This window comes from Haloarcula halophila (assembly GCF_029278565.1).
Taxonomy (GTDB): Archaea; Halobacteriota; Halobacteria; order Halobacteriales; family Haloarculaceae; genus Haloarcula; species Haloarcula halophila.
Map to the genome: position 1 here is coordinate 162,509 of NZ_CP119559.1, position 24,318 is coordinate 186,826.

Consider the following 24,318-nt stretch of genomic DNA (forward strand, 5'->3'; position numbering starts at 1 on the left):
TCAGACCGATACCGCGGCGTCGATCCGTTCCATCACCGCTTCGGAATCGGCGTAGTACTTGTTGACCATCGCAGTGAACCGACGGTAGTCACGGATGCCCTCGTCTTGGAGGTACTTGAGGAACTGCTGTCGGTTGTTCAGTTCCCGGAAGAGCTGAGACTGGCTCCAGCCCCGTTCCTCACGGATCTCGTCCAGGAGTTCGCTGTTGTTCTCGCGGAACCGGTCTTCCGTCGCCTGCCAGTTGTAGGTGTTCGAGTAGTCCAGCTCCCCGGTCCGCTGGTCGATCCCCTCGATCTCGGCCAGGGTCTTGGCCCGCCGGACGCGCTCGTCGCCCGAGCGGGTCAGTACTTGGACACAGAGGATGTCGAGGCTTTGGACCATCGGCCGCGGGACGTTGATCGGTTCGTTCTCCAGGCGATTGATCACCGTCTGGACCGAGTCGGCGTGCATCGTCGAGAACGTCGTGTGGCCGGTGTTCATCGCCTGGAACAGCGTAATCGCCTCCTCCCCACGGACCTCGCCGACGATGATGTATTCGGGGCGGTGTCGCAGCGCCGACCGCAGCAGGTCGTACATCGTGATGTCCGAATCGTCCAACCGCTCGCGGGTCACCGAGGAGAGCCAGTTGTCGTGGTACAGCGACAGCTCGCGGGTGTCCTCGATGGTCAGTACCTTCGAGCGGGGTGGGATGAACATCGAGACCGCGTTCATCGAGGTGGTCTTGCCCGCGGCGGTCCCGCCGGCGAAGATGAGCGAGCGGTTGGACTCGATCGCCAGCCAGAGGTACGACAGCATCTCCAGGGAGAAGGTCCCGTACTCCAGCAGATCGATCGGGGTAAAGGGCTCGTCGGCGTACTTCCGGATCGTGAACGCCGACCCGCGTGGCGTGACTTCCTCGCCCAGCGCCAGTTCGATACGCGAACCGTCGGGCAGGGTCGTCGAGACGACGGGGTCCGCGACGGAGACGTGTCGACCGGACCGCTGTGCCAGTTGGATGACGAAGTTGTTCAGCTCCTCCTCCTCGAATACGATGTTGGTCTCGATGTCCGTGTACTCGTCGTGGTAGGCGAAAATCGGGAGGTTCGATCCGTCACAGGAGATGTCCTCGATGTTCGGATCGTGCATCAGCGGATCGATGTGACCGTACCCCTGGAACGAGCGATAGAGGTAGTAAAACAGCCGGTAGTACGTCTCGGGTTCGACGACGACGCCGTACTCTTCGAGACGGGCTCGCAGCTCCTCGTGGAGCGCGACTTCCGGGTCGTCGTCGACGACGTCGCGGTAGATAAGCGGGCCACGGATGTCCTCGAAGAGACGGTCCAGCAGGTCCGCTTCGACCTCGTCGAGTTCCGGCTCGACCACGTGATACCGGTGTTCGTCGCGTTCGATATCGCGGTTAATCGAGACGAACGCGAACGGGGTGTTGAGCCAGTACCGATCGATCTCCTCGTATCCCTCCAGGCCGTTGAAATCGACCAGTGGGCCGTGTCGGCTCGGATCGTAGTTGGATTCGGGAACGGCGCCCCCACCCAGCAGTGTCGCCGTCTGGGAGAGCCAGTCACGGATCTGACCGAGTGGGTTCCGGACATCGTCACCTGCGTCGGGTGTCTCGGGGTTAGACATGGAGATAGGGCTGGCGCGTGCTGCCGTCGCTTGTCTATCGTTGCGTAGCCACCTACTTAAATCGCTCCGCCGGTAACGATCGCTGAGAACGGCGGCGTCAGGTTCGGTCGACAGTCGCCAACAGGTAGGCGAACACCAGTGCGAGTATCGATCCGACGGGGACGGTAAACCCGGCGAAGTAGCGGACGAAGAGCGCACTGGCGGCCAAAGAGAGGACGCCAACCAGTCCCAGCAGGGCGGCGAACAGCCTGACAGGATCGACCGGCAACACTGCCGCGACCCGCTCTTCCTCGTAGTAGTAGTAGAGACTGAGCCAGAACGGCACCAGGTAGACGAGAAACGCCGCAGTCCCGAGTTGGCCAGCCAGGACCAGTTCCGTCGACTGCTGGAACGAGCCGATCTCCCACATCCAGAGAAACGGGCGCTCGCCCGGGACGGTCCCACCGAAGATGTACTGGACGCGGAAGGGGAGAAACCGGAAAGCGGCGACGGTCAACCCCGAAACGGAGAACGTCGAGACCGACCAGGGGGCGAGACCGACCAACCACGTCGACAGCACCGCGAGTTCGCCAGCGTACTCTGATTTGACCCACACCATCTGTCTGTCTCCAGAGGCGATGGGCGTCGAAGAAAAGCTACCGGTCCGGCCCGGGGGACGCTGTCCGGGGACGGATTCGACTTCCGGCGCCGTTACGTTCATTGCGCCACACGCCAAAGGGTAGCATACTCAAATGAGGCGTGACTACTTCACCGTCGACATCGAGAGCGAGTCCCCCGACGGTACGCCGACCGTTCGAATCGACTACGACGGCCCCGACGGCGAACTCCGGGAGCGCCTCACGACTGGAGCGGACGTTCTGGACGCGAGTGAGATCGACGTGACGTTCCGCCGGCAGCCGGACGCCTCGACCGGTGTCCTCTCGCTGACGAACCGACTGACCGGCGAGTACGTCCTCGAAGCGAACGCCACCACCGAGCTCGTCGACTCCCTGATCGAGGCGGCCGAAGACCGCGAGGACGGCCACTACGAGGTCAGACTGACCGACAGCACCGGGAAGTCCCGGGTCTACGAGAAACGGACGCTGCTCGTCTACGATCACGACGGGAGCCTCCTCCGCCAGCGGAGCTTGATCCCCGGCGGCGTCGAACTCTAGAGCCGGTCGACGACCGACGGGAGTACCGCCGTCACGTCTCCCCTGACGACCAGATCGGCCAGTGCGTCACGTTCCGTCTCTTCGAGGTTGAGGACGACGAAGCTCCCGCCCCCGTCGACGACCAGTTTCGGGAGGAGCGACACCGGCCTGACGGCGAGTGAGGTACCCGCCGCGAGCAGCAGATCACACTCCTGTGCGAGCCGTTGTGCCGTCGCGATGGTCTCTTCGGGCAGGGACTCACCGAAGAGGACGACATCGGGCTTGTAGACGCCACCACACCCACATCGCGGTGGACAGTCGCCGTCCCCCACTCGTTCGAAGACCGGCGACGCGTCCGCACGGTCGCCGCAGTCGTCACAGACGACCCGGCGGTTGGTGCCGTGCAGTTCGACGACGCGCTCGCTGCCGGCGGCGTCGTGGAGTCCGTCGGTGTTCTGCGTGAGGACGGCGTCGAGGGCGCCCATCGATTCCAGGTCGACGAGTGCACGGTGGGCGGCGTTTGGCTCCGGGTCGTGGTCGCCGTAGACCGCCGTCCGGAGCGAGAGGCGGTCTTGCCAGAACCCCTCCGGATCGGCGTCGAACCGCCGTCTGTGGAAGTCCATCGGATCGAACCGGTCCCAGAGCCCGTCCTCGCCCCGGAAGGAGGGGATCCCCGATGCGGTCGAGACGCCGGCTCCGGTCAGCGCCACTGTCGAGGACGCGGCCCCGATGTACTCCGCGAGTGTGTCCACGTCCCCCTCGTCGACAGTCGGGGTCGGCTCCGTTCGGTCGGTCGTCATGGGTGCAACAAGACAGCCGAGCGTAGTGGCTGTTGTGACTCAGTTGTCACGGAGTGGCCCCACACATATATTTCGATAGCCCGTATAGCGTGTATGGATTCGATGCCGGACGAGATCGTCGACCGGGCGATCGTCGAGCACCGCCGTCCGCCCGGCCGACTCGACGCCGACAGAATGTGGATCGCAGAGGACCCGACTACCGACTGCTCCGGTGTCGGGACTGTCGAACGCGAGGCAGTGGGAAACCTCGTCGCCGCCGTCGTCGAATACGAGCGCGGCGAGGGCGATCGCGACCCACTGCTGAAACTGCCCGGGAAGACCGTCTCGCGTCCCTCGCCGTACACGGACACGTCGTCGATGTTCGACCGTCTCCAGTCGCTGTTTTGAACCGAACACTGACCGCCGTGGGACGTCTCCCTCAGGTGGCCGCCGTTTTCGAGGCTAGCGGGCCGCTACAGTCCGGACAGACACGGGTGCTCGGTGATGTCACTCGCGATCCGGATCCGTCACATTCGGACTCCTCTGTGGATTTCGACGGTGGTGATTTATGTGGGTCCAGTCCTCAGCGGAAGCTATGTGTTACGACCGACTCGTCGACGACGACGTGGTCGAGACGCCGCTCCCCGAGCTGTTACAGTCGGAACTGGTCTGTGCGCTCCGGAACGGAGCGCTCGCCGGGGTGATGGTCTTGGCAGTCCTACTGTTCGAGGGCGCACCGCCCTGGCTCGTCGCCGCCAGCACGGTGGGTGCCGTTGCCCTCGGTGCGGTGTTGCACGAGAGCGTCTTCGCCGCCGGGACCCTCGTCCAGCGAATCCGTGCCCGTGCCGGTGGGGCAGACGCGTCGAGGTCTCCGTGAGTCAATCGTCGGACGAGGCGAGGTCAGCGTCTTCGGCACTGTCGGGGACCCACCCAGGCAGTGTCGCGTCCCGTGTGATCTGGAGCGTCGCCGTGCCGACGAGAAGCAGGTTCCCCCACAGGCCCGGTTGGAGGACGAAGTACGGTTCGAGGACCTGTACCGGCGGAACCACCGACGGCAGGTAGTTGGCGAGGACGTTCAACCCGTATGCGTGCAGGTGAATACAGAGCAGCCCTAGCACCGGCAGCGTCGGGTATCCGTCCGTCTCCAGTTCCTCGGCCAGCAACAGGACCACAGCCGGGAGCAGGGCGACGAAGTAGTAGGTGTAGGGTAACGGTGTCAGCAGCGTGAACGCGCTCACCCCGAGCGCGAACAGGGCCCGGTCCGATCCCCAGTCGGTCAGCCCGGCGACCGCGATGATCGCGAGACTACCCACGACCCGCAGCGCCTGTGCGCCCGGGAGCCAGTGGATCGGGCGGTAGTACGGGGGCAGCCACAGGGTCGGGGGCCGGGTCCCGCCGCCCTGGCTGACGCCCCAGGCGAGCACGTCGAGGTAGGTCCGGTGGGTCTCGACGCCGAAGATCAGGACCGACGCCCCCACGAAGACGACGCCCGTCACGACGGCCCCGAGGAACCGCGTCCGACTGCGGATCAGGTGAGCGCCGACCGGTGCGTACGCGAACTTCACGAGGCCGACCACCGCCGTCGCGGCACCGCTGACGCCCTGGCCCAGACGGCCGTCCGAACGGACCATCACCGCGGCTGACAGGGTGAGCAGACCGGCCATGAACGGTGCCATCTGGCCGAGTTTCAACGAGATGAGCAGCGGCTGGAACCCGACGATCAGCGGAAGCACGAGACTCGACTCCCACCACCGGAGCCGGTAGCCCAGTGCCGTGACGAGCGCCTGCACGGAGAGCCAGAGGAAGGCGACACTGAGAACGTTCCAGGCGGTCGCGGCTTCGGGTCCCAACTCCGTGAACGGGGCGAACAGTAACACGACCAGCGGGGGATAGAGGTACGAGCCGTGGTATCCCCCGTCGTCGTTCTTGACGTAGAGGGTGTCACCGGCCGCCCAGCGCTCGACGGCACCGCTGAACGCCCCGAAATCCCAGTAGACGAACTGCGGTGCGACCTCCGTCGAGCGGAGCCACCAGTCGACCAGTGGATACGCCAACAGCGAGAGAGCGGTGACGGCGACGACGGCGACGAACACCGGTCGTTGCCGCCGGAGAGACCAGAGTCGGGCGACAGTGGACATCCGTTAGCTAATCGACTCCTCACTGTCGGGATGTAAATGTCTTCTGACAGCCAGTTCGGCCGAAACCAGCAGTGGCCGTCGGAGAAAGACGGATTTAAACCGCCACCGCTCGCGCTTCCGTACGACATGCGCTTGCACGAATACCAGGCGAAGCAGGTCTTCGCCGACGCGGGGGTTCCCACACCCGCATCTCAGCTGGCCAAGACAGTGGACGAGGCCGTCAACGCGGCCGAGGAGATCGGCTACCCGGTCGCGATCAAGGCACAGGTACACGTCGGCGGCCGCGGGAAGGCCGGCGGCATCAAACTCGTCGAGAACAAAGAGGAGGCCCGCGAGGCCGCCGAGGCCATCATCGGGATGGACCTCAAGGGGTATCACGTCTCGACGGTGCTCGTCGAGGAGGCCGTCGACTTCGTCAACGAACTGTACGTCGGCGTGACGATGGACCGTAACAAGGGACGCCCCGTCGCGATGGTTTCGACCAAGGGCGGCGTCAACATCGAGGAGGTCGCCGAGGAAGACCCCGACGCCATCGCCCGCGAACACATCGATCCCGCGTTCGGGATGCATCCCTTCCAGGCCCGGAAGGTCGTCTACGAGGCCGGCGTCGACCGCGACGTGGCCAACGACGTTGCGAGCGTCCTGACCACGCTGTACCAGCTCTGGGACGACCGCGACGGCAGCGACGTGGAGGTCAACCCGCTGATGATCACGGCCGACGACGAGGTCATCGCGGCCGACGCCGTCATGAACATCGACGGCGACGCTCTCTTCCGCCAGCCCGAAATCGCGGAGATGGGCGAGGAAGCCAGCGAGGGCGACGCACTCGAACAGAAGGCCGACGAGTACGGCTTCGACTACGTCCGCCTGTCGGGCAACGTCGGCATCATCGGCAACGGCGCCGGCCTCGTGATGACGACGCTGGATCTGGTCGACTACTACGGCGGCGAACCCGCAAACTTCCTGGACGTCGGTGGCGGCGCGAAGGCCCAGCGGATCGCCAACGCGCTCGATATGGTCTTCTCCGACGAGAACGTCGACTCGGTCGTGTTCAACATCTTCGGCGGGATCACCCGCGGTGACGAGGTCGCCAACGGGATCAACCAGGCCCTCGAACAGTTCGACGAGATCCCCAAGCCCGTGACCGTCCGGCTTGCCGGGACGAACGCCGAGGAAGGGATGGAGATCCTCAACGAGGATCTGGTCACCGTCGAGCATACGCTGGAGGACGCCGTCCAGCGTGCAGTCGAGTACGCAAAGGAGGTGGAAGCATGAGTGTTCTCGTCGACGAAGAGACACGTGTCGTCGTGCAGGGTATCACCGGTGGCGAAGGGAAGTTCCACACCGAGCAGATGCTGGAGTACGGCACCAACGTGGTCGCCGGTGCCGTCCCCGGTCGCGGCGGTCAGGAGGTCGCCGGGGTCCCGGTCTACGACACGGTCCAGCAGGCCGCTCGCGAGGAGGACGCGAACGCCTCGGTCGTGTTCGTGCCGCCGGCGTTCGCCGCCGACGCCTGTTTCGAGGCGCTAGATGCCGACGGGCTCGACCTCGTGGTCGCGATCACCGAGGGAGTTCCGACCCAGGACATGAGCAGAGTCTACCGCAAACTCCAGGAGACCGACACCCACCTCGTCGGGCCGAACTGTCCGGGCGTCATCACGCCCGGCGTCGCGAAACTCGGCATCCTGCCGGGCAACATCTTCTCGTCGGGCAACGTCGGACTCGTCTCCCGCTCGGGGACGCTGACCTACCAGGTCGTCGACAACCTCACCAAACGCGGGATCGGGCAGACGACCGCGGTCGGCATCGGCGGCGACCCGATCATCGGGACCGACTTCGTCGACGCGCTGGAACTGTTCGAGGCCGACCCCGACACCCACGCCGTCGCGATGTGCGGCGAGATCGGCGGCGAGGACGAGGAGGAGGCCGCCCGCTTCATCGGGGAACACATGGACACGCCGGTCGTCGGCTTCATCGCCGGTCGGACGGCACCGCCGGGCAAGCGGATGGGCCACGCCGGCGCTATCGTCTCCGGGTCCGGAACCGGGACCGCCGAGTCCAAGATCAACGCGCTGGAGAACAACGGCGTTCCGGTCGGGGACACGCCGGAGGAAGTGGCTGATCACGTCGAGGACCTGCTGTAGCGGTCTCCTCTCGACACAGGAGCGGATATCCACTGGAGAACAACGGCGTCTCGCCGAGCGAAGTGAGGCGAGGCTCGATAGGCGAGCGCAGCGAGTCTATCGGCGTTCCGGTCGGGGACACGCCGGAGGAAGTGGCTGATCACGTCGAGGACCTGCTGTAGTTTACACGCTGAAACTGCCGACGGTTTCTTATCCCCCGTTTTCGTAGGTCGCGAATATGGCCGATACGGTGGCGTGTCTGGTGGTCGACGACGAGGGTGGGACCGTGTGGTCGGCGTTGCGCGACGCCGACGGCGTCGCTTCCGAGAGGATCGACGGCGACGCACTCACGGAGCGGTTGGGCGGTGGCGACACGGATATCGTGGTGATCCGGGACGACCCGCCGGACCGTGACGGCGTCGATCTGTTTCTCGCGGCCCGGCGGAAGGCCTCGGTCCCCGTCCTGCTGGTGGGAACCGATCCCGCCCCCGATCGGATCGAGACGGCGATCGCCGCCGGCGTCACCGACTACGTCTGCTGGACGGACGCCCCCTCGTTGGTCGCCCGCGTTCGCGGCTACGCGACCAGGCCGCTGCTGGACCCGTTCGCACAGGCCGCGGAGTACGCCGAGTTCGGGAGCGGGCTCTCACACGACGCGAAGAACCCGCTGAACGTCGTTACCGGACGACTGGAACTGCTCGATGTCGACGCGACACACGAGGACGCGATCGACCGCTCGCTGAGTCGGGTCGGGACGCTGCTGGACGAACTCTCGACGGTCGGGAAACTCGCCCGGCCGGTGGTCGACCCCGAACGGCTCTCCATCGAAACGGTCGCGACCGACGTCTGGGGGAAGATGAACGTCCCGGACGCGACGCTTTCGGTCACGGCGACCGGCGACGTATCGGCCGAGGTCGGCCGACTCCGTGAACTGTTCGAGCGCCTCTTCGACAACGCTGTCACACACGGCGGGGACGACGTCACCGTCGAGGTCGGCGAGACGGACGACGGGTTCTACGTCGCCGACGACGGTGGGGGAATCGACGACGCCGACAGACAGCGGGTGTTCGAGGCCGGCTACGGGACCGCCCGCGACGGCGAGGGATACGGTCTCTACGTCGTCAAGCGAATCGCCGACGCCCTCGGGTGGCGCGTCGACGTGACGGAGAGCGAGGCCGGCGGGGCACGGATCGACGTTCGGACGACGTGACCGTGGCAGTCGGCGTCCCGAACCCGGTGCCGGAAGGTGCGTGATGGCAACCGCTTCCGGCGAAAACCGGACGCTACAACCGTCAGGAAACGCCTGACGTGAACATTCCGGTGTAGTTATTACAGAGGCATCGGTAGTTCGGACTATGCCTCATACATGCCGGAACTGCAAGCGGACCTTCGGAACAGAACTCGAACTCGAACTCCACCTCGACGTCTGCTCGGACGGACAACTGTTCTGTGACGACTGTGGCGAGCGGTTCTCGGAACGGGCCGCCACGGAGGACGGCTGGCACTATCGCTGTCCGAACGAGGACTGTGACGGCAGCGGGATCGGCGAGGACATCCACAACGTCTCCGACGCGCGGATCACCAACTGATCGGAGCCCCGGAGGACCTCCGATAGCCCGTCTCCACTACTCCGTCTGTCGTTCTCTCTCCTCGACTAACTCGCCGATACGAGCGCACGCTCGCGCACACACCGGGACGTAGCCAGCGGCGAGTGGCGGGATCTCGAAGGCGACGACGGTTCCGCTTGGCCCCGGTTCGACCCGGTGTCCGGTCGCGTTGAGCCGCGCGACGGTCCAGGTCCAGCGGTAGCTCTCGCAACTGGTCACCTCGAAGGGGAACCAGGCCGCGTCCGCGACACGGACCCGTCCGGTCGTCCCGGCGTCGATGTACTGGTCGTCACACTCGACGTCGGAGACGGACGGCCCCCACGCGTGCCACTGCTCGGTGTCGGTGAGGACGTCCCACACCGTGTCGGCTGGTGCATCCACGTCCCGCCGGACGACGATCCGGCGGCCGTCCGGAGTCTGTTCGATCGCTGCCCTCGCGCCGTAGGGAGCCCACATTATCAGACAAGATAGGGCGGAGCCAAGGTATAGGTTGGTCCGGTCACAACCCCCGAGCGAATGATCGACGCCCGGGACCTTCGGAAGGAGTACGGTGATTTCGTCGCTGTCGAGGGCAGCACGTTCTCGGTCGACCGAGGCGAGGTCTTCGGCATCATCGGCCCCAACGGTGCCGGCAAGACGACCACGCTGAAGATGCTCGCCGGGTTGCTCGATCCGACCGGCGGCGAGGCGGAGATCGCCGGCCTGGACACCGAGACGACCGAGATGCGCCAGCGTCTGGGGTTTCTCCCCGAGGAGTCCCCGCTGTACGAGGAGATGACGCCGGTCTCGTATCTGCGATTCTTCGCCGACCTCTACGACGTGCCCGGCGAGGTCGCCGACGAGCGGATGCACGAGACGCTGGACGAACTCCAGTTGGAACACCGCGACCGGAAACTCGGCGACATGTCCAAAGGGATGAAACGGAAGGTCGCCATCGCCCGCTCGCTGATCAACGATCCCGACGTCCTCATCTACGACGAGCCCGCTTCCGGGCTGGACCCACTGACGACGAACTACGTCATCGAGTTCACCGAACAACTGGCCGCCGAGGGCAAGACCATCGTCTTCTCGGCGCACAACCTCTTTCACGTCGAGTCGATCTGTGATCGCGTCGCGATCATGAACGAGGGGGAGATCGTCGCTCGCGGCGATCTGGAGGCGCTCCAGCGCGAGTATGGCGAGACGCGGTACCACGTCTACACGACCGTCGAGGTCCCCGACGCGGCCCGACGGAACGGCCACTTCGTCCGGGAGGTCGGCAGTATGGACGCCGTCGAGGAGACGCGCTCGCTGGCCCAGGACCGGGGCGGCGAGGTCGTCGACATCCGGACCGAGGAGTCGAGCTTGGAGGAGGTGTTCCTCAACGTCGCCGAGTCCGGGACCAGCGGCACCCGCTACGTCGGTGAAGACGGGGAATCGGGGGACGGGGCGTAGATGCAGCCACGGAAGCTCCTCCGGATCGCCAAGTGGGAAGTGACGAAAAACGCCGGCGGCGTCGACAAGCGGACCATCGTGGTGATGGCGCTCGCGATCCTGGCGATGGGCGTCGTCGCCGCGACGGCCGTCGGCGGCGGCGGAGCGGCCGCGCTCGACCAGGGGATCTATCGCGTGGGCGTCGAACAGTCCAGCCCCTATTACGCCGTCGCGGCCAGCGATTCGACGTTCCAGGTCCAACAGCCCGTCTCCGGGGTGGCAGCCGGACCCCGTCAGGAACTGACCTTCGAGGGGACGACCCTCCAGCACGCCCCCAGGACGCCCAAACAGCGGGCAGCGCTCGCCGAGTTCGGCGGGAGTACCGAGCGGTACAACGACGAGTTGCTGGGCCGGGACGACAACCGGACGGCGGCGTTCCCGGTGACGGTGACGCTTCGCTACGCGGAACAGGACGGCCCGAGCCTGGTTGACCCTCGAACCGGTGGCGACGGGACGACTGACGGTGGGAGCGGGGACGGCAGTACCGACGGCGGGAGCGGAACCGACGGTGGTGACGGTGCGAGCGACGGCGCTGCTGGTGGGGGCGACGGCGGTGACGGAGCCGCAAGCGGTGGCGGCGGCGCGAACCTGGGGAGTCTGGGTGCACGGCTCTCGGGCGACGTGGACGGCGGGACCCCCGGCGACATCTCGCCACCGTTCCCCTTCGAGTCGCTCGTGCTCGCCTTCCTCTATATCGTCCCGATGAACTTCGTCATCCAGGCCTACGGCTCCTCGATGCTCTCCGAGCGGCTGAACCGGCGGGGAGAACTCCTGCTGGTCACTCCCGCCTCCCGGGCGGACATCATCGGCGGCAAGACGCTGCCGTACCTGCTGGGGGCCGTCGGCGTCGCGGCGGTCATCACCGGCGCGCTTCGGCTGACCGGTATCGCCCCCAGCGGGAGTCCGATCGCGGTGCTGGCGGTGGCGCCCGTCGCGCTGTTGTTCCTCTCGGCGACGTTCTGTGGCGCGATGTTCGCCCGCTCGTTCAAGGAACTCACCTTCGTCACCGTCACGATCACCGTCACGCTGACCTCCTACGCGTTCGTGCCGGCGATCTTCACGGACGTGACACCGATCGCGCTCATCTCGCCGCTGACGCTCGTGGTGATGGATCTGACCGGCCAGTCGATCGAACTCGCGGAGTTCGCGTTCTCGACGGCGCCGCCGTTGTTGACCGCGCTGCTGTTGTTCGGACTCGGTGCCGGGCTCTATCGTGAGGAGGACATGTTCACCCAGCGGTCGATCCCGCTGAAGGTGCTCGATACGCTGTCGGGGCGGATCAACTCCCGCTGGAGCGCGTTCAAGATCACCGTCATCCTCCTGCCGCTGATCATCGTCGCGGAACTGGTCGCCATCGCGTTCCTGTTCGTGCTGGACTCGGTCTCGTTGAACGTCTTCGGGACGAACCAGACGCTGGGGATCGTCCTGATCCTCGTGGTCGTCGCCGTCGTCGAGGAGCTAGCGAAGAGCCTCCACGTCTACGCCGGCTACACGAACGCCAAGTACGAGGCGACGCTCCGGTCGGCGCTGGGACTGGGCGTCCTCTCGGGGCTGGGCTTTTTCGTCGCGGAGAAGGGCCTGCTCATCGCCCGGCTGGCGAACCTCGATACGCTGCCGATCGGTGAGGCCGCGCTCCAGGGGGCCTCGGTGCCGGCCGGCACCCCGCTCTGGATCGCCGGAGTCCTGCTGTTGCTCCCGCTGGCGTTACACACCGTCACGGCGAGCATCTCGTCGGTCGGTGCGACGCGGGGCTTGCGGGGGTATCTGCTCGGTATCGGCCTAGCGATCCTCGTCCACTTCGCCTACAACTTCACTGTCGTCACGGCGGTGAGCGGCTATGTCTGAGGACCGCTCGCTGCTCTCCGACGCTCGGCTCCGGATCGCCAGACGGGACGTGGCCTCGCTCTCCCGGGAGAAGACGATCGTGCTGGCGTTGCTGATCCAGTTGTTCGTCGCCGGCTTCTCGTCGTTCCTGGTCGTCGGGCTGACCTCGCTGTACGACCCCGGCTCGGTCGCGACGAGCGAGGTCGAGGTCGCGATCACCGGCGACGCTCGGGCCGAACTCGTCGAGGCGTCCCGGGAACATCCCGAGACAGACGTGGTCGCCTTTGCCGACGCAGAGCAGGCCCAACGGCAGTTCGACCGCGGTGAGGTGGACGCGCTGTTACGGGCCGACTATCAGGAGCGCGAGGAGAGCGACGGCCGGGCGATCGGAGTGACGGCGACGATCCCCGAGGGGAGTATCCGTTCGACACTGATCGTCGTCCAGATCAGGCAGTTGCTGGGGACGCTGGAACGACAGGAACGGCTCGACCGATCGTTCTACCTCGACGAGCCGCCGGTCCCGCAACCGCCGGAGATCGGCGCCAGCCCGTACTTCGGGTTCACCTACACGGTGTTGATCCCGCTGTTGCTGTTCCTGCCGCCGTTCATCAGCGGCTCGGTCGCGGTGGACACGATCACCGAGGAGATCGAGCGCGGGACCCTGGAACTGCTCCGTGTCGCGCCCGTCTCGCTGCTGGACATCGTCGAGGGGAAGGCCCTGGGGATGACGGTCATCGCGCCGGCCCAGGCGCTGCTGTGGATCGGGTTGCTGTCGGCAAACGGGATCGCGGTCAGCAACGTCGTCCCGATCGTCCTGTTCGTGACGGCCATCTCCGTCATCGTCGTCGCGATCGGGTTGGTCCTCGGTGTCACGATGGGGCGGCGACGGCCTGCACAACTGCTGTACTCGGTGCTGACGCTGGTGATCTTCGGCGGGGCGGTCGTCCTGCCGGAACATCCGGCGACGACGATGGCGAAACTCGCCGTCGACAGTCCGACGACGCTGACCTACGCCCACGTGGGACTGATGGCCGCAGTGGCGGTCGGCGGATACCTGGTCGTCCGGCGATACGTCCGAACCGTCGAACCGGAGACGCTGTAGCTTTTTGTCCTCGCCGGCCCGCGTGTCGGTATGGAGTACACGACACTCGGTTCGACGGGGATGGAGGTCAGCCGCATCTGCTTGGGCTGTATGAGCTTCGGGACCCCCGACTGGCGCGAGTGGGTCCTCGACGAGGAGGAGAGCCGCGAGGTCATCGAACGCGCGATCGATCTGGGGATCAACTTCTTCGACACCGCGAACATGTACTCGCTGGGCGAGTCCGAGCGCGTGCTGGGGACCGTCCTCGACGACTACGACCGCGACGCCCAGGTCGTCGCCACGAAGGGGTATTTCCAGATGGACGAGGACGACCCCAACTCCGGGGGGCTCTCCCGGAAGGCCCTCGAACAGGAACTGGACAACTCCCTGGCTCGGTTGGGGATGGACACCGTCGACCTCTATCAGATCCACCGCTGGGACTACGACACGCCGATCGAGCAGACGATGCGGACCCTCGACGATGCGGTCCGGCGGGGGAAGGCCCGCTACGTCGGCGGCTCCTCGATGTGGGCTCACCAGTTCGCCCACTCACAGCGGGTCAGCGAGCGGGCGGGACTGGAGCGGTTCGAGACGATGCAAAACCACTACAACCTCCTCTATCGGGAGGAGGAACGCGAGATGCTCCCGCTCTGTGATCGGGAAGGGATCGGCGTGATCCCCTGGAGTCCGCTGGCACGCGGCTACCTGACCCGGCCCCACGAGGAGTTCGAGGCGACCACGCGCGGGGAGACCGACGACTACGCCCGGGAACACCCCTACTTCGAGGGCGGCGGCCGCGAGGTCAACGAGCGCGTCGAGGAACTGGCCGACGAGTACGACGCCTCGATGGCCCAGATCGCACTGGCGTGGGTGCTGGAACAGGACGCCGTCGACGCCCCGATCGTCGGGACTTCCAGCGTGGAACACCTGGAAGAAGCCGTCGAAGCCCTGGAGATCGACCTCTCGGACGGCGACGTCGAGTGGCTGGAAGCGCCCTACGAACCGGTCCGCGTCTCGGGCCACGAGTGAGGCTGTCGGCCGAACGCAGCGTTCGCTCCATCGCTCGAAACGATGGATTTGCTCGATCTCCAAAACATTCTAGAGGCTACATTTATTACGCTCGGTCGCCGAGGTCCTTGTACGGTGTCTGGTACCAATGCACAACCCCGAATCGAACGGGACCGACGGTCGTCGCTCGGAACCGTGCTGTCAGTCCGCCAGTAGCTTCGAGCACTGGCTGACGGGACTGGTCGGCCTCGCCGTGACGGCTCTCGTCGCCCTCGTCGCGTACTCCTCGGTCGTCTCGATGGCCGAGCCGCTCCAGTATCTCTCCTCGACGGCAGTTCTCTTCCTCTTTATCTCGCTCTGGATCGCCGTCTGGGCCGTCCTGGAGGTCCTCTGGGAGTGGCGTGCGGGGCGGCTGTTCGCCGGCTGACTGTCGTTACGGAACCCGTCCGCCGGCACCACTCTGTTCGTCCTCCCGTGGATGCTGGAACAGCCGAACCAGCGGCGTCCCGTCGTCGGTGCTGACCGGTTCGACACAGACCCGGTCGAACCGGCTGTCGTCGCCGAGTTCGACCAGCAACCCCTCGTCGTGGAGCGATGCCGACGAGAACGCGCTCCCACAGACCGGACAGACGACGGGCTCGTCCGGTTCCGTGTCTTCGCTCACCCGCGGACCTCCGTTGCGACCCGCTGTATCGTCTCGTAATCGTCGTCCGAGTACGCGATCAGGCGCACGTCGGTCAGCGACGCCGGTTCGAACCCGTCGACGACATCACAGATGATGCGGACGCCGTCCTCGAAGTCAAAGCCGGCGATCCCACAGCCGATCGCCGGGAGGACGAGCGACTCACACGAGAGCGCGTCCGCTTCCGCGAGCGCGTTCCGCGTGGCGTCCCGGATACTCCGGGCTGTCGACTGGCCGCCTGGTGGCATCGCGGCGGCGTGAACGACGTAGTCGGCGTCGAGGTCGTAGGCGTCGGTCGTCGCGACGCCGCCGAGGTCCACCGGTCCCTTTGCGACGGCCTCGTCGGGCAGACCTGACCCCGCGGCCCGCTTGAGCGCGCCAGCGACGCCCGATCCCATCCGCAAGCTCGTGTTCGCAGCGTTGACCAGTGCGTCGGCCGACTGCTGGGCGATGTCTCCCTGGATGACCTCGAACTCCATACGCGAGCGGTCGGCGTGAGCGCAAAAAGAACTACTGGCGATCCCTGTGACTCACTCTCACGAAACCCGCAACCCCCTCCAGTCCCTACCGTCGAGTATGGACCTGTTGCGCATGGACTGGCGCGACGTTGGGTTCCTGCACTGGGCGGTCGACCCCGAGACGGTCGCCGAGACGCTCCACGACCGGCTGTCGGTCGACACCTACGACGGTGACGCCTACCTCGGTGTCGTCCCCTTCCGGATGGCCGACATCAGGCCCCGCGGGAGCCCGATCGGCCGATCCTTCGGCGAGTTGAACCTCCGGACATACGTCGAGGCCGACGGCGTCCCCGGCGTCTACTTCTACAACCTCGACGCCGACGACGCGCTGGGGGTCGGTGTCGCCCGCCGACTGTTCCAGTTGCCGTACTACCGCGCCCGGATGCGCGTCGACCGGCGGGACGGGGCGGTCCGGTTCCGGAGCCGCCGGACCCACGACGGCGTCCCCGCCGCCAGGTTCGACGCCAGTTACGAACCCGACGGTGTCGCGACGACGCCGGAACCGGGCTCGCTGCCGGCGTTCCTCGTCGAGCGGTACCGCTTCTACGTCGACAGCGACGGGGGACAGCTCTACTACGCCGACATCGACCACGAACCTTGGGACCTTCGACCCGGCGCGGCGACGGTCCGGCGGAACGACCTGTTCGAGGCAAACGGGTTCGCCACTCCCGACGGTGAACCGCTCGTCCACGTCAGCGACGGACTCCCGGTCACCGCCGGACGACTCCACCGGCTCTGAGGCCGGCAGACTGATGGCCCGACGCCGCTCACTCTCACTGTGCTCTCGCTCACTCCGCTGGAGGCGACGATCGGGCCGGTCTCGTTCTGTCACTGGCCCGTCGACAGGTCGGGGGTCGCCGGGGCGGTCCCCGGGTGGGCGACCGTCGAGACGGCCGACGACACCGCCTGGCTGACGGCAGTCGGATACACCGTCGAGTCGATCCGGGCGTTGGGCCGGTCTATCGGCGGCCCCACGGATGTCGTCACCGTCCAGGTACCGGTCCGTGGCCCCGCCGACCAGCGCGGGGCGTATCCGCTCGCGGTCTTTCTGCCGCGGGGACGGCTCTCGGAGGCGCTCTCGCTGTTTTCCTTCCCGGTGGAACCCGCTTCCGTCGAGCACTCTATCAACCGCGGTTGCCTGCGACGGACCGTCACCGTCGCGGACCGACAGCGACTCGCCGTCGAGCACGACGCCGATCTCGACGTAGCTTCGGCCGCGCCGCCGGACTCGCTGGCGGGCTTTCTCGCGGACCGCGAGCGGTATTTCCTCGACGGCCCCCCGGGCAGGGTGTTGGTCTGTAGCGTCGGCCAGCCGACCTGGCGACTCCAGAGCGTGGCCGGAACCTGTCGGGAACAGCTGTTCTCGTGGCTGAGTCTCCCCGCAGCGACTGGTGAGCCGCTCGTCCACGCCAGCCCGGGCGGGACGATCGCACTCGCTCCGCCGGTCCCGACCGGACTGGACTGACCGTGGGGTACAGTTAGTATCCCGCGGGGAGGTTATCGTCCATGGTCGGAACGGAACGGGCCAGTCTCTGGGCGGGTCTCGTCTCGGTGGTGGTGACGAACGCCGCGATCCTGTCGGCGACGCTGGCATCACCGGGGTTTCGCTGGACCGACAACGCCCTCTCGAACCTCGGACAGCCCGGTCACGCCGTCGCGACGCCGCTGACGACGCTGTTGTTCGACGGCGGCCTCGTCGTCGGCGGCGTGGTCGGGATCGGCTTCGCCTACGCGCTCTGGACCGCCAGCGGGACCGTCGGGCGGGCCGCCGTCCCGGTGTTCGTCGCGGCGATGGTCTCGATGGCCGGGATCGGCGTGTTCCCGCAGTCACAGCCGCTGCACGGCCCCGTCGCGATCGGGTTCTACGTCCTCTCGATGGGAGCGATGGCACTCTCCGGGATCGGTGCGCTCGTCACCGGTGGCCCCCGATACGCCGCGGTTACGCTCGCCCTGACCGCGCTCCACGTCGGCGTCTGGTACGGCTGGAGCACCGGCGGTCCAGTGTTCCGTGACGGGCTCGCGATCCCGGAAGCGGCCGGCGCGGCCGTGGTCACCGTGTGGGTCGTCCTCGTCGCGGTCACGCACCGTCGGCCACTGTGGACCCTCGCCGGCGGACCGGACGACAGTGAACGCTAAGTCCGTGGCGTGGCATCTGGGAACATCATGGTTGCCATCGAGACGACGGGCCTCGCCCGGCGGTTCGGCGACGTGACGGCACTGGCCGACCTCACGCTGACCGTCGACGACGGCGCGCTGTTCGGCCTGCTCGGTCCGAACGGCTCCGGGAAGACGACGACGATCGAACTGTTGACCGGCCAGCGCGAACCCAGTGACGGGAGCGCGCGAGTCGTCGGGGAAGACCCCGCCACGGACCCGCTCGCGGTCCGGCGGGCCATCGGCATCCTCCCCGAGCGCGAGGACCCGCCGAGTTTTCTCACGCCCAGAGAGTACCTCACGTTCGTCGGCGAGGTCCGGGCGGTCGAGGATATCGAGTCCCGCATCGGCGAGTGGGCCGAGCGGCTGGAGTTCGAGGGCGTCTTGGAGGCGCTCGCGACGGGGCTCTCGGAGGGCGAGCGCCAGCGGGTGATGCTCGCGGCGGCGTTCCTCCACGAGCCGGAGTTGGTCTTCATCGACGAGCCGCTGGTCAACCTCGACCCGATCATGCAGGAACAGGTCAAACAGCAGCTGGCGGCCTACTGCGAGGCAGGCAACACGGTCTTTCTCTCGACGCACTACGTCGACGTGGCGGCCGAACTCTGTAGCCACGTCGGGATTCTCGACGGCGGCCGTCTCGTCGCGGAGTGCGATCCCCGCGGGATGTCCGAGGACGAACTGCTGGAGTACTTCATCGCGGAGGTGGGTGCCCGGCCGGAGGCGACCGCATGACCGCCGCCGTCTTCCGCTGGATGGTCCTGGAGGAGTGGCGGCTCCACAGCGACCTCTTCGGCGGCGCCCGGTTCGGCGCGTTCCCGCTGGCGATCGCGGCCCTGACCGGGCTGGCGACCTGGCTGCTGGGCGTGACAGGTACCGGGTCGGCTACGGTCGCCGGCGGTCTCGTCGCCCTGGTCGCCTTCTTCGGGCTCCAGGTCGGGACCATCGGGCTCGTCGGCCGTGACGCGCTCCGTGACGTACTCGGTGACGTGACGCTGCTGGTCTTCTCGGCCCGGACGCTGCCGCTGTCTTTCCGGCGTTTGCTCGCGACGTTTCTGGTGAAAGACGTCTGTTACTACGCCGCGCTCGTGTTGACGCCGGTCGTCGCGGGCTACGGCGTCGTCGCGGTCCTCACGGGCGGTTCAGTCGCCAGCGTGGCGCTCCTGTGGGTCGCCGTCGTCGCGGCATTCGCCTTCGGCGCGTCGCTTTCGATCACGCTCATCGCGGTCGCCAGCCGGGCCAAAGCGGCACTGCTGGCTCTACTGGCTGTCGGGACTGTCGCAGTCCTGGTCGGGAACGTCGATCCGGTGGCGTACACGCCCTACGCGCTCTACGCGGCACCCAGCCCCGCGACAGCCGTCCAGGGGCTCGCTCCGACGGCGGTGCTGGCAGTCGCCGGCGTCTGGCTGTTCGATCCGACTACCGACGCCGACGGCGGTGGGGGGAGTCGCTGGCTCGACGGGCTGTTCACGACCGTCTCCGATCCGCTCGCGCGGCGGTCGCTCCTCGCCGTCAGCCGTTCCTCGGGGTCGGTCTCGAAGGTCGCGTTCTCGATGGGTGTCCTGTTCCTGGTGACGGCGCTGTTGCTGGAGCAGGTGACACAGGCGACGGGAATCCGCCCCCATTCGGGGATCGCCTTCGGGACGTTGCTGGGGCTCGGGACGTTCACGACGTATAGCTGGGTGACGCAGTTCGACGATCCCCGCGAGTACCTGCGGTTCCCGGTGACGTACGGGCGGGTTTTCCGGTCGCTTCGGCTGGCCTACCTCGCGCTCTCGCTGGCCGCCGGTGTGGCGTATCTCGCACTCGCAGCGCTGTGGTTCCCGGCCCCGCGGCTCGCGGTCGGCGTCCTCGTCCTCCCGGGTGTCGCAGTGTACATCTTCGGGGTGACGGCCTTCGTCACCGGGCTCTCGCCGAACGAACTGCTGTTCGATACGCCGCTGTTCCTGGCGTTCGGCGCAGCGCTGGGCGCACTCGCGGTCCCGTTGCTCGTCGCTGCGCTGGCAGTCACTGCCGCGCCGACGCTGCTGACTGTCGGTTCGGTGGCGCTCGCAACCGTCGCGGGCGTGATCGGCGCGTGGCTCACTCGCCGTGCTGGTCCCCGTTGGGACCGCCGACTCCGTTCGTCCTGAGTCCAGGTCAGGTGGCTATAAGTACGGATGTACCGATTACCCGGTACGATAGCTAGAGGAATGACAGGCAGCTACCAGATACGGGCACTCGTTGTCGACGACAGCGACTTCTTCGCCGAGATGACCGCCGACACACTGTCGGAAAAGCACGGGATCGACGCGACGGCGGTGAACAACCCCGAGAGTGCGCTGGAACGGATTCGAGCGGAGTCGTTCGACTGTGTCGTCAGTGACTACGAGATGCCCGAGATGGACGGTCTGGAGCTGTTGCGCTCGATCCGGCAGTTCGAACCGACGCTCCCCTTTATTCTCCTGACGGGTCGGGGAGACGAGGAGACGGCGAGCGAAGCGATCGCTGCCGGCGTCGCCGATTATCTCCTGAAACTCGAAGTCGTCGAAGACAAGCAGTACGGCCGCCTCGCCAACCGCATCGAGAACGTCGTCTCACAGAACCGGACACGCAAGAAGTTCGAGTCGCTCGTCGAGAACTCCCCGGACGGGATCGCCCAGTTGGACACTGACGGGCGGTTACTGTCTGTCAACCCGGCGATGGCGGATCAACTCCGTGGGGAACGGACCGAACTGACCGACCGACAACTGACAGCTGTCATGGACACCGAAACCGCGACTGCCCGTATCGAAGCGACACGTGAGGCCGTCGAAACCGGTGACCCCGTTCACACCGAAGATACTGTCGCCGGCCGATACTACAGCAACCAGTTCGTCCCCGTCGACGGCCACCGGGGAACCGACTGGGTCCAACTCGTCTCCCGGGATATCACCGAACGGATCGAGCGCGAGCAGGAACTCCAGCGCCAGAACGAACGTCTCGACCAGTTCGCCAGCGTCGTCAGCCACGACCTCCGGAACCCGCTCAACGTCGCAAACAGCGCGCTGGACCTGCTGTCGGAACCGGACGACGAGACCGAAGCCGAGTACCACGCGAAGATCGACCGGTCCCTGGATCGGATGGCCGCGATCATCGACGACGTGCTCGCACTGGCCCGGAACGGCCAGACCGTCGACGAGCCCTCGGTCGTCTCGCTGTCGACGATCGCGACCGACGCCTGGGACTACGTCGAGACTGTCGAATCTGAGCTGATCGTCACCGACGACTTCACGTTCCGGGCCGACCCCGGCCGTCTCCGGGACATGCTCGCGAACGCCTTCCGTAACGCCGTCGAGCACAACGACAGTCCTGTCACTGTCGAAGTCGGGACGCTGACCGACGGAACCGGCTTCTACGTCGCCGACGACGGTGACGGGATCGAGGACGGGGTCGACGACATCTTCCAGATGGGCAACTCCGCCAGCGAGGCGGGGACCGGCATGGGTCTGGCGATCGTCAGCGAGATCGCGACCGCCCACGGGTGGACGGTCGAGGCGACCGAGGGCGACACCGGCGGCGCGCGGTTCGAGGTGACCGGCGTCGATCCCGTGTGAGACGGACTTTTGCCTCCCTGGCCCCAACCACCGCTGATGGCACTCCGGGGCGTCGTACTCGATCTCGATGGGACGGTGTATCACGGCGACAACGTGTTGCCTGGCGTGGACGACTTCGTAGAGACTGTCCGTGGGCGTGACTGCTCGCTCTGTTTCTTCTCGAACAACCCGATCCACGACGGGGACGACTACGTCCAGCGGCTCCAGGGGCTTGGCGTCGACGCACGGCCAGGTGAGGCCTGCTCGTCGGGCGTCGTCACGAGCGAATATCTCCACGCGGAACACGCCGGCGACGAGGTGTTCGTCATCGGGAGCGACGCGGTCCGCGAACAGGTCCGTGACACTGCCGCCATCCTGACTGACGAGCCAGCGCCCGCGGACGTGTTGCTCGCGTCCTGGACCGACGCCTTCCACTACCGGGATCTGGCGACCGCACTTCGGGTCGTCGGGAACGACACGACGTTCCTGGGGACCGACCCCGACCGGACGTTCCCCGACGAGAACGGCGAACCGGTCCCCGGATCGGGCGCGATCATCCGCGCCGTCGCGGGCGTCCTCGATCGGGACCCCGACCGCATCCTCGGGAAACCCTCGGAGGTGGCAGTCAGGGCGGCACTGGAGCGACTCGGCTGCACGGCCTCGGAATGTCTCGTCGTCGGCGACCGCCTCGACACGGACATTCGAATGGGCGAACGAAGCGGGATGACCACCGCGCTCGTGACCACCGGGGTGTCCGACCGGGAAGCAGTCGAACACAGCGACGTCCAACCCGATTACGTCGTCGACTCGTTGGCAGCGGTCGTCCCGATCGTCGAAGAACTGACCGCGAACTGACTCGCCCGTCGCTCCAATCGCTTGAGCTACACGTTTATGATGGAGCCCCGCGTAGCGTTGGGTGGTGACACCAATGGGCAAGAACATCCTGATGATCGTCGGCGACTTCGGCGAGGACTACGAGATCATGGTGCCGTTCCAGACACTCCAGACAGTCGGCCACGAGGTGGACGCGGTCTGTCCGGAGAAAGAAGCCGGCGACACGATCAAGACGGCGATCCACGACTTCCGGGGCGACCAGACGTATCTGGAAGAGCGGGGCCACAACTTCGAACTGAACGCTACGATGGCCGAGATCGACCCCGAAACGTACGATGCCCTGGTCGTCCCTGGCGGGCGCGCTCCGGAGTATCTCCGGACCTACGACTCGGTCATCGAGACCGTCCAGCACTTTTTCGAGGCCGACAAACCCGTCGCGGCGCTGTGTCACGGCCCACAGATTCTCGCTGCCGCGGGCGTCCTGGACGGCTACGAGATGACCGCCTATCCCGCCGTTCGTGCGGAGTGTGAGGCTGCGGGCTGTTCGTGGGTCGACGAGGTAACGACCGACGGAAACCTCGTCACCGGCCAGGCCTGGCCCGACCACCCGGAGTGGGTCGCGCAGTTCATGGACCTGCTGGGTGACGAAGTGAGCCACGGCGACGCGGCCATCGCGGCCGACGACTGACGCCGGCCACACCGGCGTCGGTTGCTGGAGGGGTGTGAGACGGTCACAGCTCCGGAATAAACTTACAACAACGTGAGAGTGGTCAAAAAACGAACGGTTTATGGGACCAGTCTCGTTAGTGGGAGACGAATCATGGTCGACAAAGCGGACCTTCGCGAGCAGTTCACCGAGGCGTTCCAGGACGCAGAGTACCCCATCTCCAGCCCGATGGATCTCGTGCCGGCGCTGCCGGCCGGGCCGTCGACGAAGTTCGAGTCCGGGGAGTTCTCGATGACTGCGATGGAACTCAACACGAAACTCGACGGCGAGTTCCCCTACGACAGCGTCAACGACTTCGTCGACGACGTGATGGCGTCGCTCGAAGACCAGGACCTCATCTGATCGGCGTCACCGCTGCGACCGCCGTCACTGCCAGGACACCCAGTCCGAGCAGGAGGTAGTTCGCCAGCGTGTTGTCCGCTCGCGCGAGGTCGAGCGTGTAGGTCCGGGCCGATAGTGGCCACAAAGGCGCGATACCGGCCGGCGTGATGATATCCGCCAGTAGATGTGCGAGGACACTGGTCGTTCCGACGAGCGCGCCGAACGCTCCCAGGAGTATCGCGGATCGCGCGTCGGTGGACGCACCGACGGCCCAGCCGAGGCCACCCAACACTCCGCCGACGACGCCGGCAAACAGGAACGTATGGGTGATCCCGCGGTGACTCACGAGCGGGAGCCGCTGATCGTAGTCGGGCACGGGCGCGAGTCCCAGTGAGAGCGCGCCGCCCAGGACCGCCAGGTTCGGGAGGTCGGCGACGAGCAACCCCAGTCCCAGTGGCGCGTACACGAGCAGGGCCGTCCCATAGTGGCCGAGCCGGTACATAGCTGCCAGGAGAGGGTCCACCCGTTTGAACCTGCTGCCCGGTCGTTTATCAGCCGTCCACTCCTATGCCACGCATGGCTGTTATGTCGGTTGTACGGACACTGGTGGGGACGTTCGGACCGTTTCTGATCCCGGCGACGCTGTTTGTCTTCGGTGCGATCGGCTACCTCGTCCTCTGGGTCATCACCCGTTCACGGCGGGAAACCTACGTGGCCGACGAATGATTCGACCGTAAGCAAA

Annotated in this window: 30 protein-coding genes; 22 read left to right on the top strand and 8 right to left on the bottom strand. The window is 66.4% G+C overall.

Annotation, left to right across the window (positions count from 1 at the left end; all coding sequences use genetic code 11):
• Positions 1-1,623, bottom strand: coding sequence for a type II/IV secretion system ATPase subunit (locus tag P0204_RS00835; RefSeq protein WP_276220979.1), 1,623 nt, complete (start codon positions 1,621-1,623; stop codon positions 1-3).
• A gap of 97 nt (positions 1,624-1,720) precedes the next feature.
• Entirely contained in the window at positions 1,721-2,221 is a 501-nt protein-coding gene (locus tag P0204_RS00840) for a TIGR04206 family protein (protein ID WP_276220981.1), read from the bottom strand.
• 133 nt (positions 2,222-2,354) lie between these two features.
• On the opposite strand from P0204_RS00840, the gene P0204_RS00845 reads away from it, so the two are divergent.
• Complete coding sequence (locus P0204_RS00845) at positions 2,355-2,777, top strand: DUF5793 family protein (RefSeq protein WP_276220983.1); 423 nt, start codon at positions 2,355-2,357, stop codon at positions 2,775-2,777.
• On the opposite strand, the gene P0204_RS00850 is transcribed toward P0204_RS00845, so the two are convergent.
• Positions 2,774-3,556, bottom strand: coding sequence for a Sir2 family NAD-dependent protein deacetylase (locus P0204_RS00850; protein WP_276220984.1), 783 nt, complete (start codon positions 3,554-3,556; stop codon positions 2,774-2,776). The two genes, P0204_RS00845 and P0204_RS00850, sit on opposite strands and share 4 nt — an antisense overlap.
• Positions 3,557-3,649: 93 nt before the next feature.
• Here P0204_RS00850 and P0204_RS00855 point away from each other — a divergent pair, with 93 nt between their 5' ends.
• On the top strand, positions 3,650-3,943 hold the full coding sequence (locus P0204_RS00855; protein ID WP_276220985.1) for a hypothetical protein: 294 nt from the start codon (positions 3,650-3,652) through the stop codon (positions 3,941-3,943).
• A 187-nt stretch (positions 3,944-4,130) separates the two neighbouring features.
• The gene (locus tag P0204_RS00860; protein WP_276220986.1) at positions 4,131-4,412 is read left to right on the top strand and encodes a hypothetical protein; all 282 of its coding nucleotides are present in this window, start codon (positions 4,131-4,133) and stop codon (positions 4,410-4,412) included.
• A 1-nt stretch (position 4,413) separates the two neighbouring features.
• Here the strand turns inward: P0204_RS00860 and P0204_RS00865 are convergent, their stop codons facing one another.
• The gene (locus P0204_RS00865; RefSeq protein WP_276220987.1) at positions 4,414-5,673 is read right to left on the bottom strand and encodes a glycosyltransferase family 87 protein; all 1,260 of its coding nucleotides are present in this window, start codon (positions 5,671-5,673) and stop codon (positions 4,414-4,416) included.
• Between the two features lie 126 nt (positions 5,674-5,799).
• Here P0204_RS00865 and sucC point away from each other — a divergent pair, with 126 nt between their 5' ends.
• The 4 genes from sucC (at position 5,800) to P0204_RS00885 (ending at position 9,385) form a co-directional block, all read left to right on the top strand.
• Positions 5,800-6,948, top strand: coding sequence for an ADP-forming succinate--CoA ligase subunit beta (gene sucC, locus P0204_RS00870; RefSeq protein WP_276223299.1), 1,149 nt, complete (start codon positions 5,800-5,802; stop codon positions 6,946-6,948).
• On the top strand, positions 6,945-7,817 hold the full coding sequence (gene sucD / locus P0204_RS00875) for a succinate--CoA ligase subunit alpha (protein WP_276220988.1): 873 nt from the start codon (positions 6,945-6,947) through the stop codon (positions 7,815-7,817). The genes sucC and sucD overlap by 4 nt, the downstream gene beginning before the upstream one ends.
• A 217-nt stretch (positions 7,818-8,034) precedes the next feature.
• On the top strand, positions 8,035-9,006 hold the full coding sequence (locus tag P0204_RS00880; RefSeq protein ID WP_276220989.1) for a sensor histidine kinase: 972 nt from the start codon (positions 8,035-8,037) through the stop codon (positions 9,004-9,006).
• Positions 9,007-9,151: 145 nt separating this feature from the next.
• Positions 9,152-9,385, top strand: a complete 234-nt coding sequence (locus tag P0204_RS00885; protein WP_276220992.1) for an HVO_2901 family zinc finger protein — start codon at positions 9,152-9,154, stop codon at positions 9,383-9,385.
• A 36-nt stretch (positions 9,386-9,421) separates the two neighbouring features.
• Here P0204_RS00885 and P0204_RS00890 read toward each other — a convergent pair whose 3' ends face one another.
• The gene (locus P0204_RS00890) at positions 9,422-9,859 is read right to left on the bottom strand and encodes an SRPBCC family protein (RefSeq protein ID WP_276220993.1); all 438 of its coding nucleotides are present in this window, start codon (positions 9,857-9,859) and stop codon (positions 9,422-9,424) included.
• A gap of 60 nt (positions 9,860-9,919) precedes the next feature.
• Here P0204_RS00890 and P0204_RS00895 point away from each other — a divergent pair, with 60 nt between their 5' ends.
• The 5 genes from P0204_RS00895 to P0204_RS00915 all read left to right on the top strand — a co-directional run bounded on the left by P0204_RS00895 (position 9,920) and on the right by P0204_RS00915 (position 15,216).
• Complete coding sequence (locus tag P0204_RS00895; RefSeq protein ID WP_276220994.1) at positions 9,920-10,837, top strand: ABC transporter ATP-binding protein; 918 nt, start codon at positions 9,920-9,922, stop codon at positions 10,835-10,837.
• The gene (locus tag P0204_RS00900) at positions 10,838-12,721 is read left to right on the top strand and encodes an ABC transporter permease family protein (RefSeq protein WP_276220995.1); all 1,884 of its coding nucleotides are present in this window, start codon (positions 10,838-10,840) and stop codon (positions 12,719-12,721) included.
• Positions 12,714-13,802 carry an ABC transporter permease gene (locus P0204_RS00905; RefSeq protein WP_276220997.1) on the top strand — a complete coding sequence of 363 codons (1,089 nt, stop codon included), beginning with the start codon at positions 12,714-12,716 and terminating at the stop codon, positions 13,800-13,802. Before P0204_RS00900 ends, P0204_RS00905 begins: the two co-directional genes overlap by 8 nt.
• Before the next feature lie 30 nt (positions 13,803-13,832).
• Complete coding sequence (locus P0204_RS00910) at positions 13,833-14,810, top strand: aldo/keto reductase (RefSeq protein WP_276220998.1); 978 nt, start codon at positions 13,833-13,835, stop codon at positions 14,808-14,810.
• A gap of 127 nt (positions 14,811-14,937) precedes the next feature.
• Entirely contained in the window at positions 14,938-15,216 is a 279-nt protein-coding gene (locus tag P0204_RS00915; protein WP_276221000.1) for a hypothetical protein, read from the top strand.
• Between the two features lie 6 nt (positions 15,217-15,222).
• Here the strand turns inward: P0204_RS00915 and P0204_RS00920 are convergent, their stop codons facing one another.
• The gene (locus P0204_RS00920; protein WP_276221002.1) at positions 15,223-15,453 is read right to left on the bottom strand and encodes a DUF8145 family protein; all 231 of its coding nucleotides are present in this window, start codon (positions 15,451-15,453) and stop codon (positions 15,223-15,225) included.
• Positions 15,450-15,950 (bottom strand): macro domain-containing protein, encoded by a 501-nt coding sequence (locus P0204_RS00925; RefSeq protein ID WP_276221004.1) that lies wholly within the window; start codon positions 15,948-15,950, stop codon positions 15,450-15,452. Before P0204_RS00925 ends, P0204_RS00920 begins: the two co-directional genes overlap by 4 nt.
• A gap of 97 nt (positions 15,951-16,047) precedes the next feature.
• Between P0204_RS00925 and P0204_RS00930 the strand changes: the two genes are divergently transcribed.
• From P0204_RS00930 to P0204_RS00970, 9 genes are all read left to right on the top strand, one after another.
• Positions 16,048-16,728: a YqjF family protein gene (locus tag P0204_RS00930; protein WP_276221006.1), complete on the top strand. Its 681-nt coding sequence runs from the start codon at positions 16,048-16,050 to the stop codon at positions 16,726-16,728.
• 39 nt (positions 16,729-16,767) lie between these two features.
• A complete protein-coding gene (locus P0204_RS00935) occupies positions 16,768-17,454 on the top strand; it encodes a DUF2071 domain-containing protein (protein WP_276221007.1) in 687 nt (228 codons plus the stop codon).
• A 41-nt stretch (positions 17,455-17,495) separates the two neighbouring features.
• Complete coding sequence (locus tag P0204_RS00940) at positions 17,496-18,125, top strand: DUF998 domain-containing protein (RefSeq protein ID WP_276221009.1); 630 nt, start codon at positions 17,496-17,498, stop codon at positions 18,123-18,125.
• A gap of 27 nt (positions 18,126-18,152) precedes the next feature.
• A complete protein-coding gene (locus P0204_RS00945) occupies positions 18,153-18,875 on the top strand; it encodes an ABC transporter ATP-binding protein (RefSeq protein ID WP_276221011.1) in 723 nt (240 codons plus the stop codon).
• Positions 18,872-20,272, top strand: coding sequence for a hypothetical protein (locus P0204_RS00950; protein WP_276221013.1), 1,401 nt, complete (start codon positions 18,872-18,874; stop codon positions 20,270-20,272). Before P0204_RS00945 ends, P0204_RS00950 begins: the two co-directional genes overlap by 4 nt.
• Positions 20,273-20,332: 60 nt before the next feature.
• A complete protein-coding gene (locus tag P0204_RS00955; RefSeq protein ID WP_276221015.1) occupies positions 20,333-21,715 on the top strand; it encodes an ATP-binding response regulator in 1,383 nt (460 codons plus the stop codon).
• 36 nt (positions 21,716-21,751) lie between these two features.
• Entirely contained in the window at positions 21,752-22,549 is a 798-nt protein-coding gene (locus tag P0204_RS00960) for an HAD-IIA family hydrolase (RefSeq protein WP_276221017.1), read from the top strand.
• A gap of 73 nt (positions 22,550-22,622) precedes the next feature.
• Positions 22,623-23,216, top strand: a complete 594-nt coding sequence (locus tag P0204_RS00965) for a DJ-1/PfpI family protein (RefSeq protein WP_276221019.1) — start codon at positions 22,623-22,625, stop codon at positions 23,214-23,216.
• A gap of 132 nt (positions 23,217-23,348) precedes the next feature.
• Positions 23,349-23,597, top strand: coding sequence for an MTH865 family protein (locus P0204_RS00970; RefSeq protein ID WP_276221021.1), 249 nt, complete (start codon positions 23,349-23,351; stop codon positions 23,595-23,597).
• Here P0204_RS00970 and P0204_RS00975 read toward each other — a convergent pair.
• Positions 23,590-24,078 carry a metal-dependent hydrolase gene (locus tag P0204_RS00975; protein WP_276221023.1) on the bottom strand — a complete coding sequence of 163 codons (489 nt, stop codon included), beginning with the start codon at positions 24,076-24,078 and terminating at the stop codon, positions 23,590-23,592. The genes P0204_RS00970 and P0204_RS00975 overlap by 8 nt on opposite strands.
• A 74-nt stretch (positions 24,079-24,152) precedes the next feature.
• Between P0204_RS00975 and P0204_RS00980 the strand changes: the two genes are divergently transcribed.
• On the top strand, positions 24,153-24,302 hold the full coding sequence (locus P0204_RS00980) for a hypothetical protein (protein ID WP_276221024.1): 150 nt from the start codon (positions 24,153-24,155) through the stop codon (positions 24,300-24,302).
• Positions 24,303-24,318 lie beyond the last annotated feature (16 nt).

Coding starts and splice junctions, on each gene's coding strand:
- P0204_RS00835 (WP_276220979.1), bottom strand. CDS start 1,623: ATGTCTAACCCCGAGACACCCGACGCAGGTGACGATGTCCGGAACCCA.
- P0204_RS00840 (WP_276220981.1), bottom strand. CDS start 2,221: ATGGTGTGGGTCAAATCAGAGTACGCTGGCGAACTCGCGGTGCTGTCG.
- P0204_RS00845 (WP_276220983.1), top strand. CDS start 2,355: ATGAGGCGTGACTACTTCACCGTCGACATCGAGAGCGAGTCCCCCGAC.
- P0204_RS00850 (WP_276220984.1), bottom strand. CDS start 3,556: ATGACGACCGACCGAACGGAGCCGACCCCGACTGTCGACGAGGGGGAC.
- P0204_RS00855 (WP_276220985.1), top strand. CDS start 3,650: ATGGATTCGATGCCGGACGAGATCGTCGACCGGGCGATCGTCGAGCAC.
- P0204_RS00860 (WP_276220986.1), top strand. CDS start 4,131: ATGTGTTACGACCGACTCGTCGACGACGACGTGGTCGAGACGCCGCTC.
- P0204_RS00865 (WP_276220987.1), bottom strand. CDS start 5,673: ATGTCCACTGTCGCCCGACTCTGGTCTCTCCGGCGGCAACGACCGGTG.
- sucC (WP_276223299.1), top strand. CDS start 5,800: ATGCGCTTGCACGAATACCAGGCGAAGCAGGTCTTCGCCGACGCGGGG.
- sucD (WP_276220988.1), top strand. CDS start 6,945: ATGAGTGTTCTCGTCGACGAAGAGACACGTGTCGTCGTGCAGGGTATC.
- P0204_RS00880 (WP_276220989.1), top strand. CDS start 8,035: ATGGCCGATACGGTGGCGTGTCTGGTGGTCGACGACGAGGGTGGGACC.
- P0204_RS00885 (WP_276220992.1), top strand. CDS start 9,152: ATGCCTCATACATGCCGGAACTGCAAGCGGACCTTCGGAACAGAACTC.
- P0204_RS00890 (WP_276220993.1), bottom strand. CDS start 9,859: ATGTGGGCTCCCTACGGCGCGAGGGCAGCGATCGAACAGACTCCGGAC.
- P0204_RS00895 (WP_276220994.1), top strand. CDS start 9,920: ATGATCGACGCCCGGGACCTTCGGAAGGAGTACGGTGATTTCGTCGCT.
- P0204_RS00900 (WP_276220995.1), top strand. CDS start 10,838: ATGCAGCCACGGAAGCTCCTCCGGATCGCCAAGTGGGAAGTGACGAAA.
- P0204_RS00905 (WP_276220997.1), top strand. CDS start 12,714: ATGTCTGAGGACCGCTCGCTGCTCTCCGACGCTCGGCTCCGGATCGCC.
- P0204_RS00910 (WP_276220998.1), top strand. CDS start 13,833: ATGGAGTACACGACACTCGGTTCGACGGGGATGGAGGTCAGCCGCATC.
- P0204_RS00915 (WP_276221000.1), top strand. CDS start 14,938: ATGCACAACCCCGAATCGAACGGGACCGACGGTCGTCGCTCGGAACCG.
- P0204_RS00925 (WP_276221004.1), bottom strand. CDS start 15,950: ATGGAGTTCGAGGTCATCCAGGGAGACATCGCCCAGCAGTCGGCCGAC.
- P0204_RS00930 (WP_276221006.1), top strand. CDS start 16,048: ATGGACCTGTTGCGCATGGACTGGCGCGACGTTGGGTTCCTGCACTGG.
- P0204_RS00940 (WP_276221009.1), top strand. CDS start 17,496: ATGGTCGGAACGGAACGGGCCAGTCTCTGGGCGGGTCTCGTCTCGGTG.
- P0204_RS00945 (WP_276221011.1), top strand. CDS start 18,153: ATGGTTGCCATCGAGACGACGGGCCTCGCCCGGCGGTTCGGCGACGTG.
- P0204_RS00950 (WP_276221013.1), top strand. CDS start 18,872: ATGACCGCCGCCGTCTTCCGCTGGATGGTCCTGGAGGAGTGGCGGCTC.
- P0204_RS00955 (WP_276221015.1), top strand. CDS start 20,333: ATGACAGGCAGCTACCAGATACGGGCACTCGTTGTCGACGACAGCGAC.
- P0204_RS00960 (WP_276221017.1), top strand. CDS start 21,752: ATGGCACTCCGGGGCGTCGTACTCGATCTCGATGGGACGGTGTATCAC.
- P0204_RS00965 (WP_276221019.1), top strand. CDS start 22,623: ATGGGCAAGAACATCCTGATGATCGTCGGCGACTTCGGCGAGGACTAC.
- P0204_RS00970 (WP_276221021.1), top strand. CDS start 23,349: ATGGTCGACAAAGCGGACCTTCGCGAGCAGTTCACCGAGGCGTTCCAG.
- P0204_RS00975 (WP_276221023.1), bottom strand. CDS start 24,078: ATGTACCGGCTCGGCCACTATGGGACGGCCCTGCTCGTGTACGCGCCA.
- P0204_RS00980 (WP_276221024.1), top strand. CDS start 24,153: ATGGCTGTTATGTCGGTTGTACGGACACTGGTGGGGACGTTCGGACCG.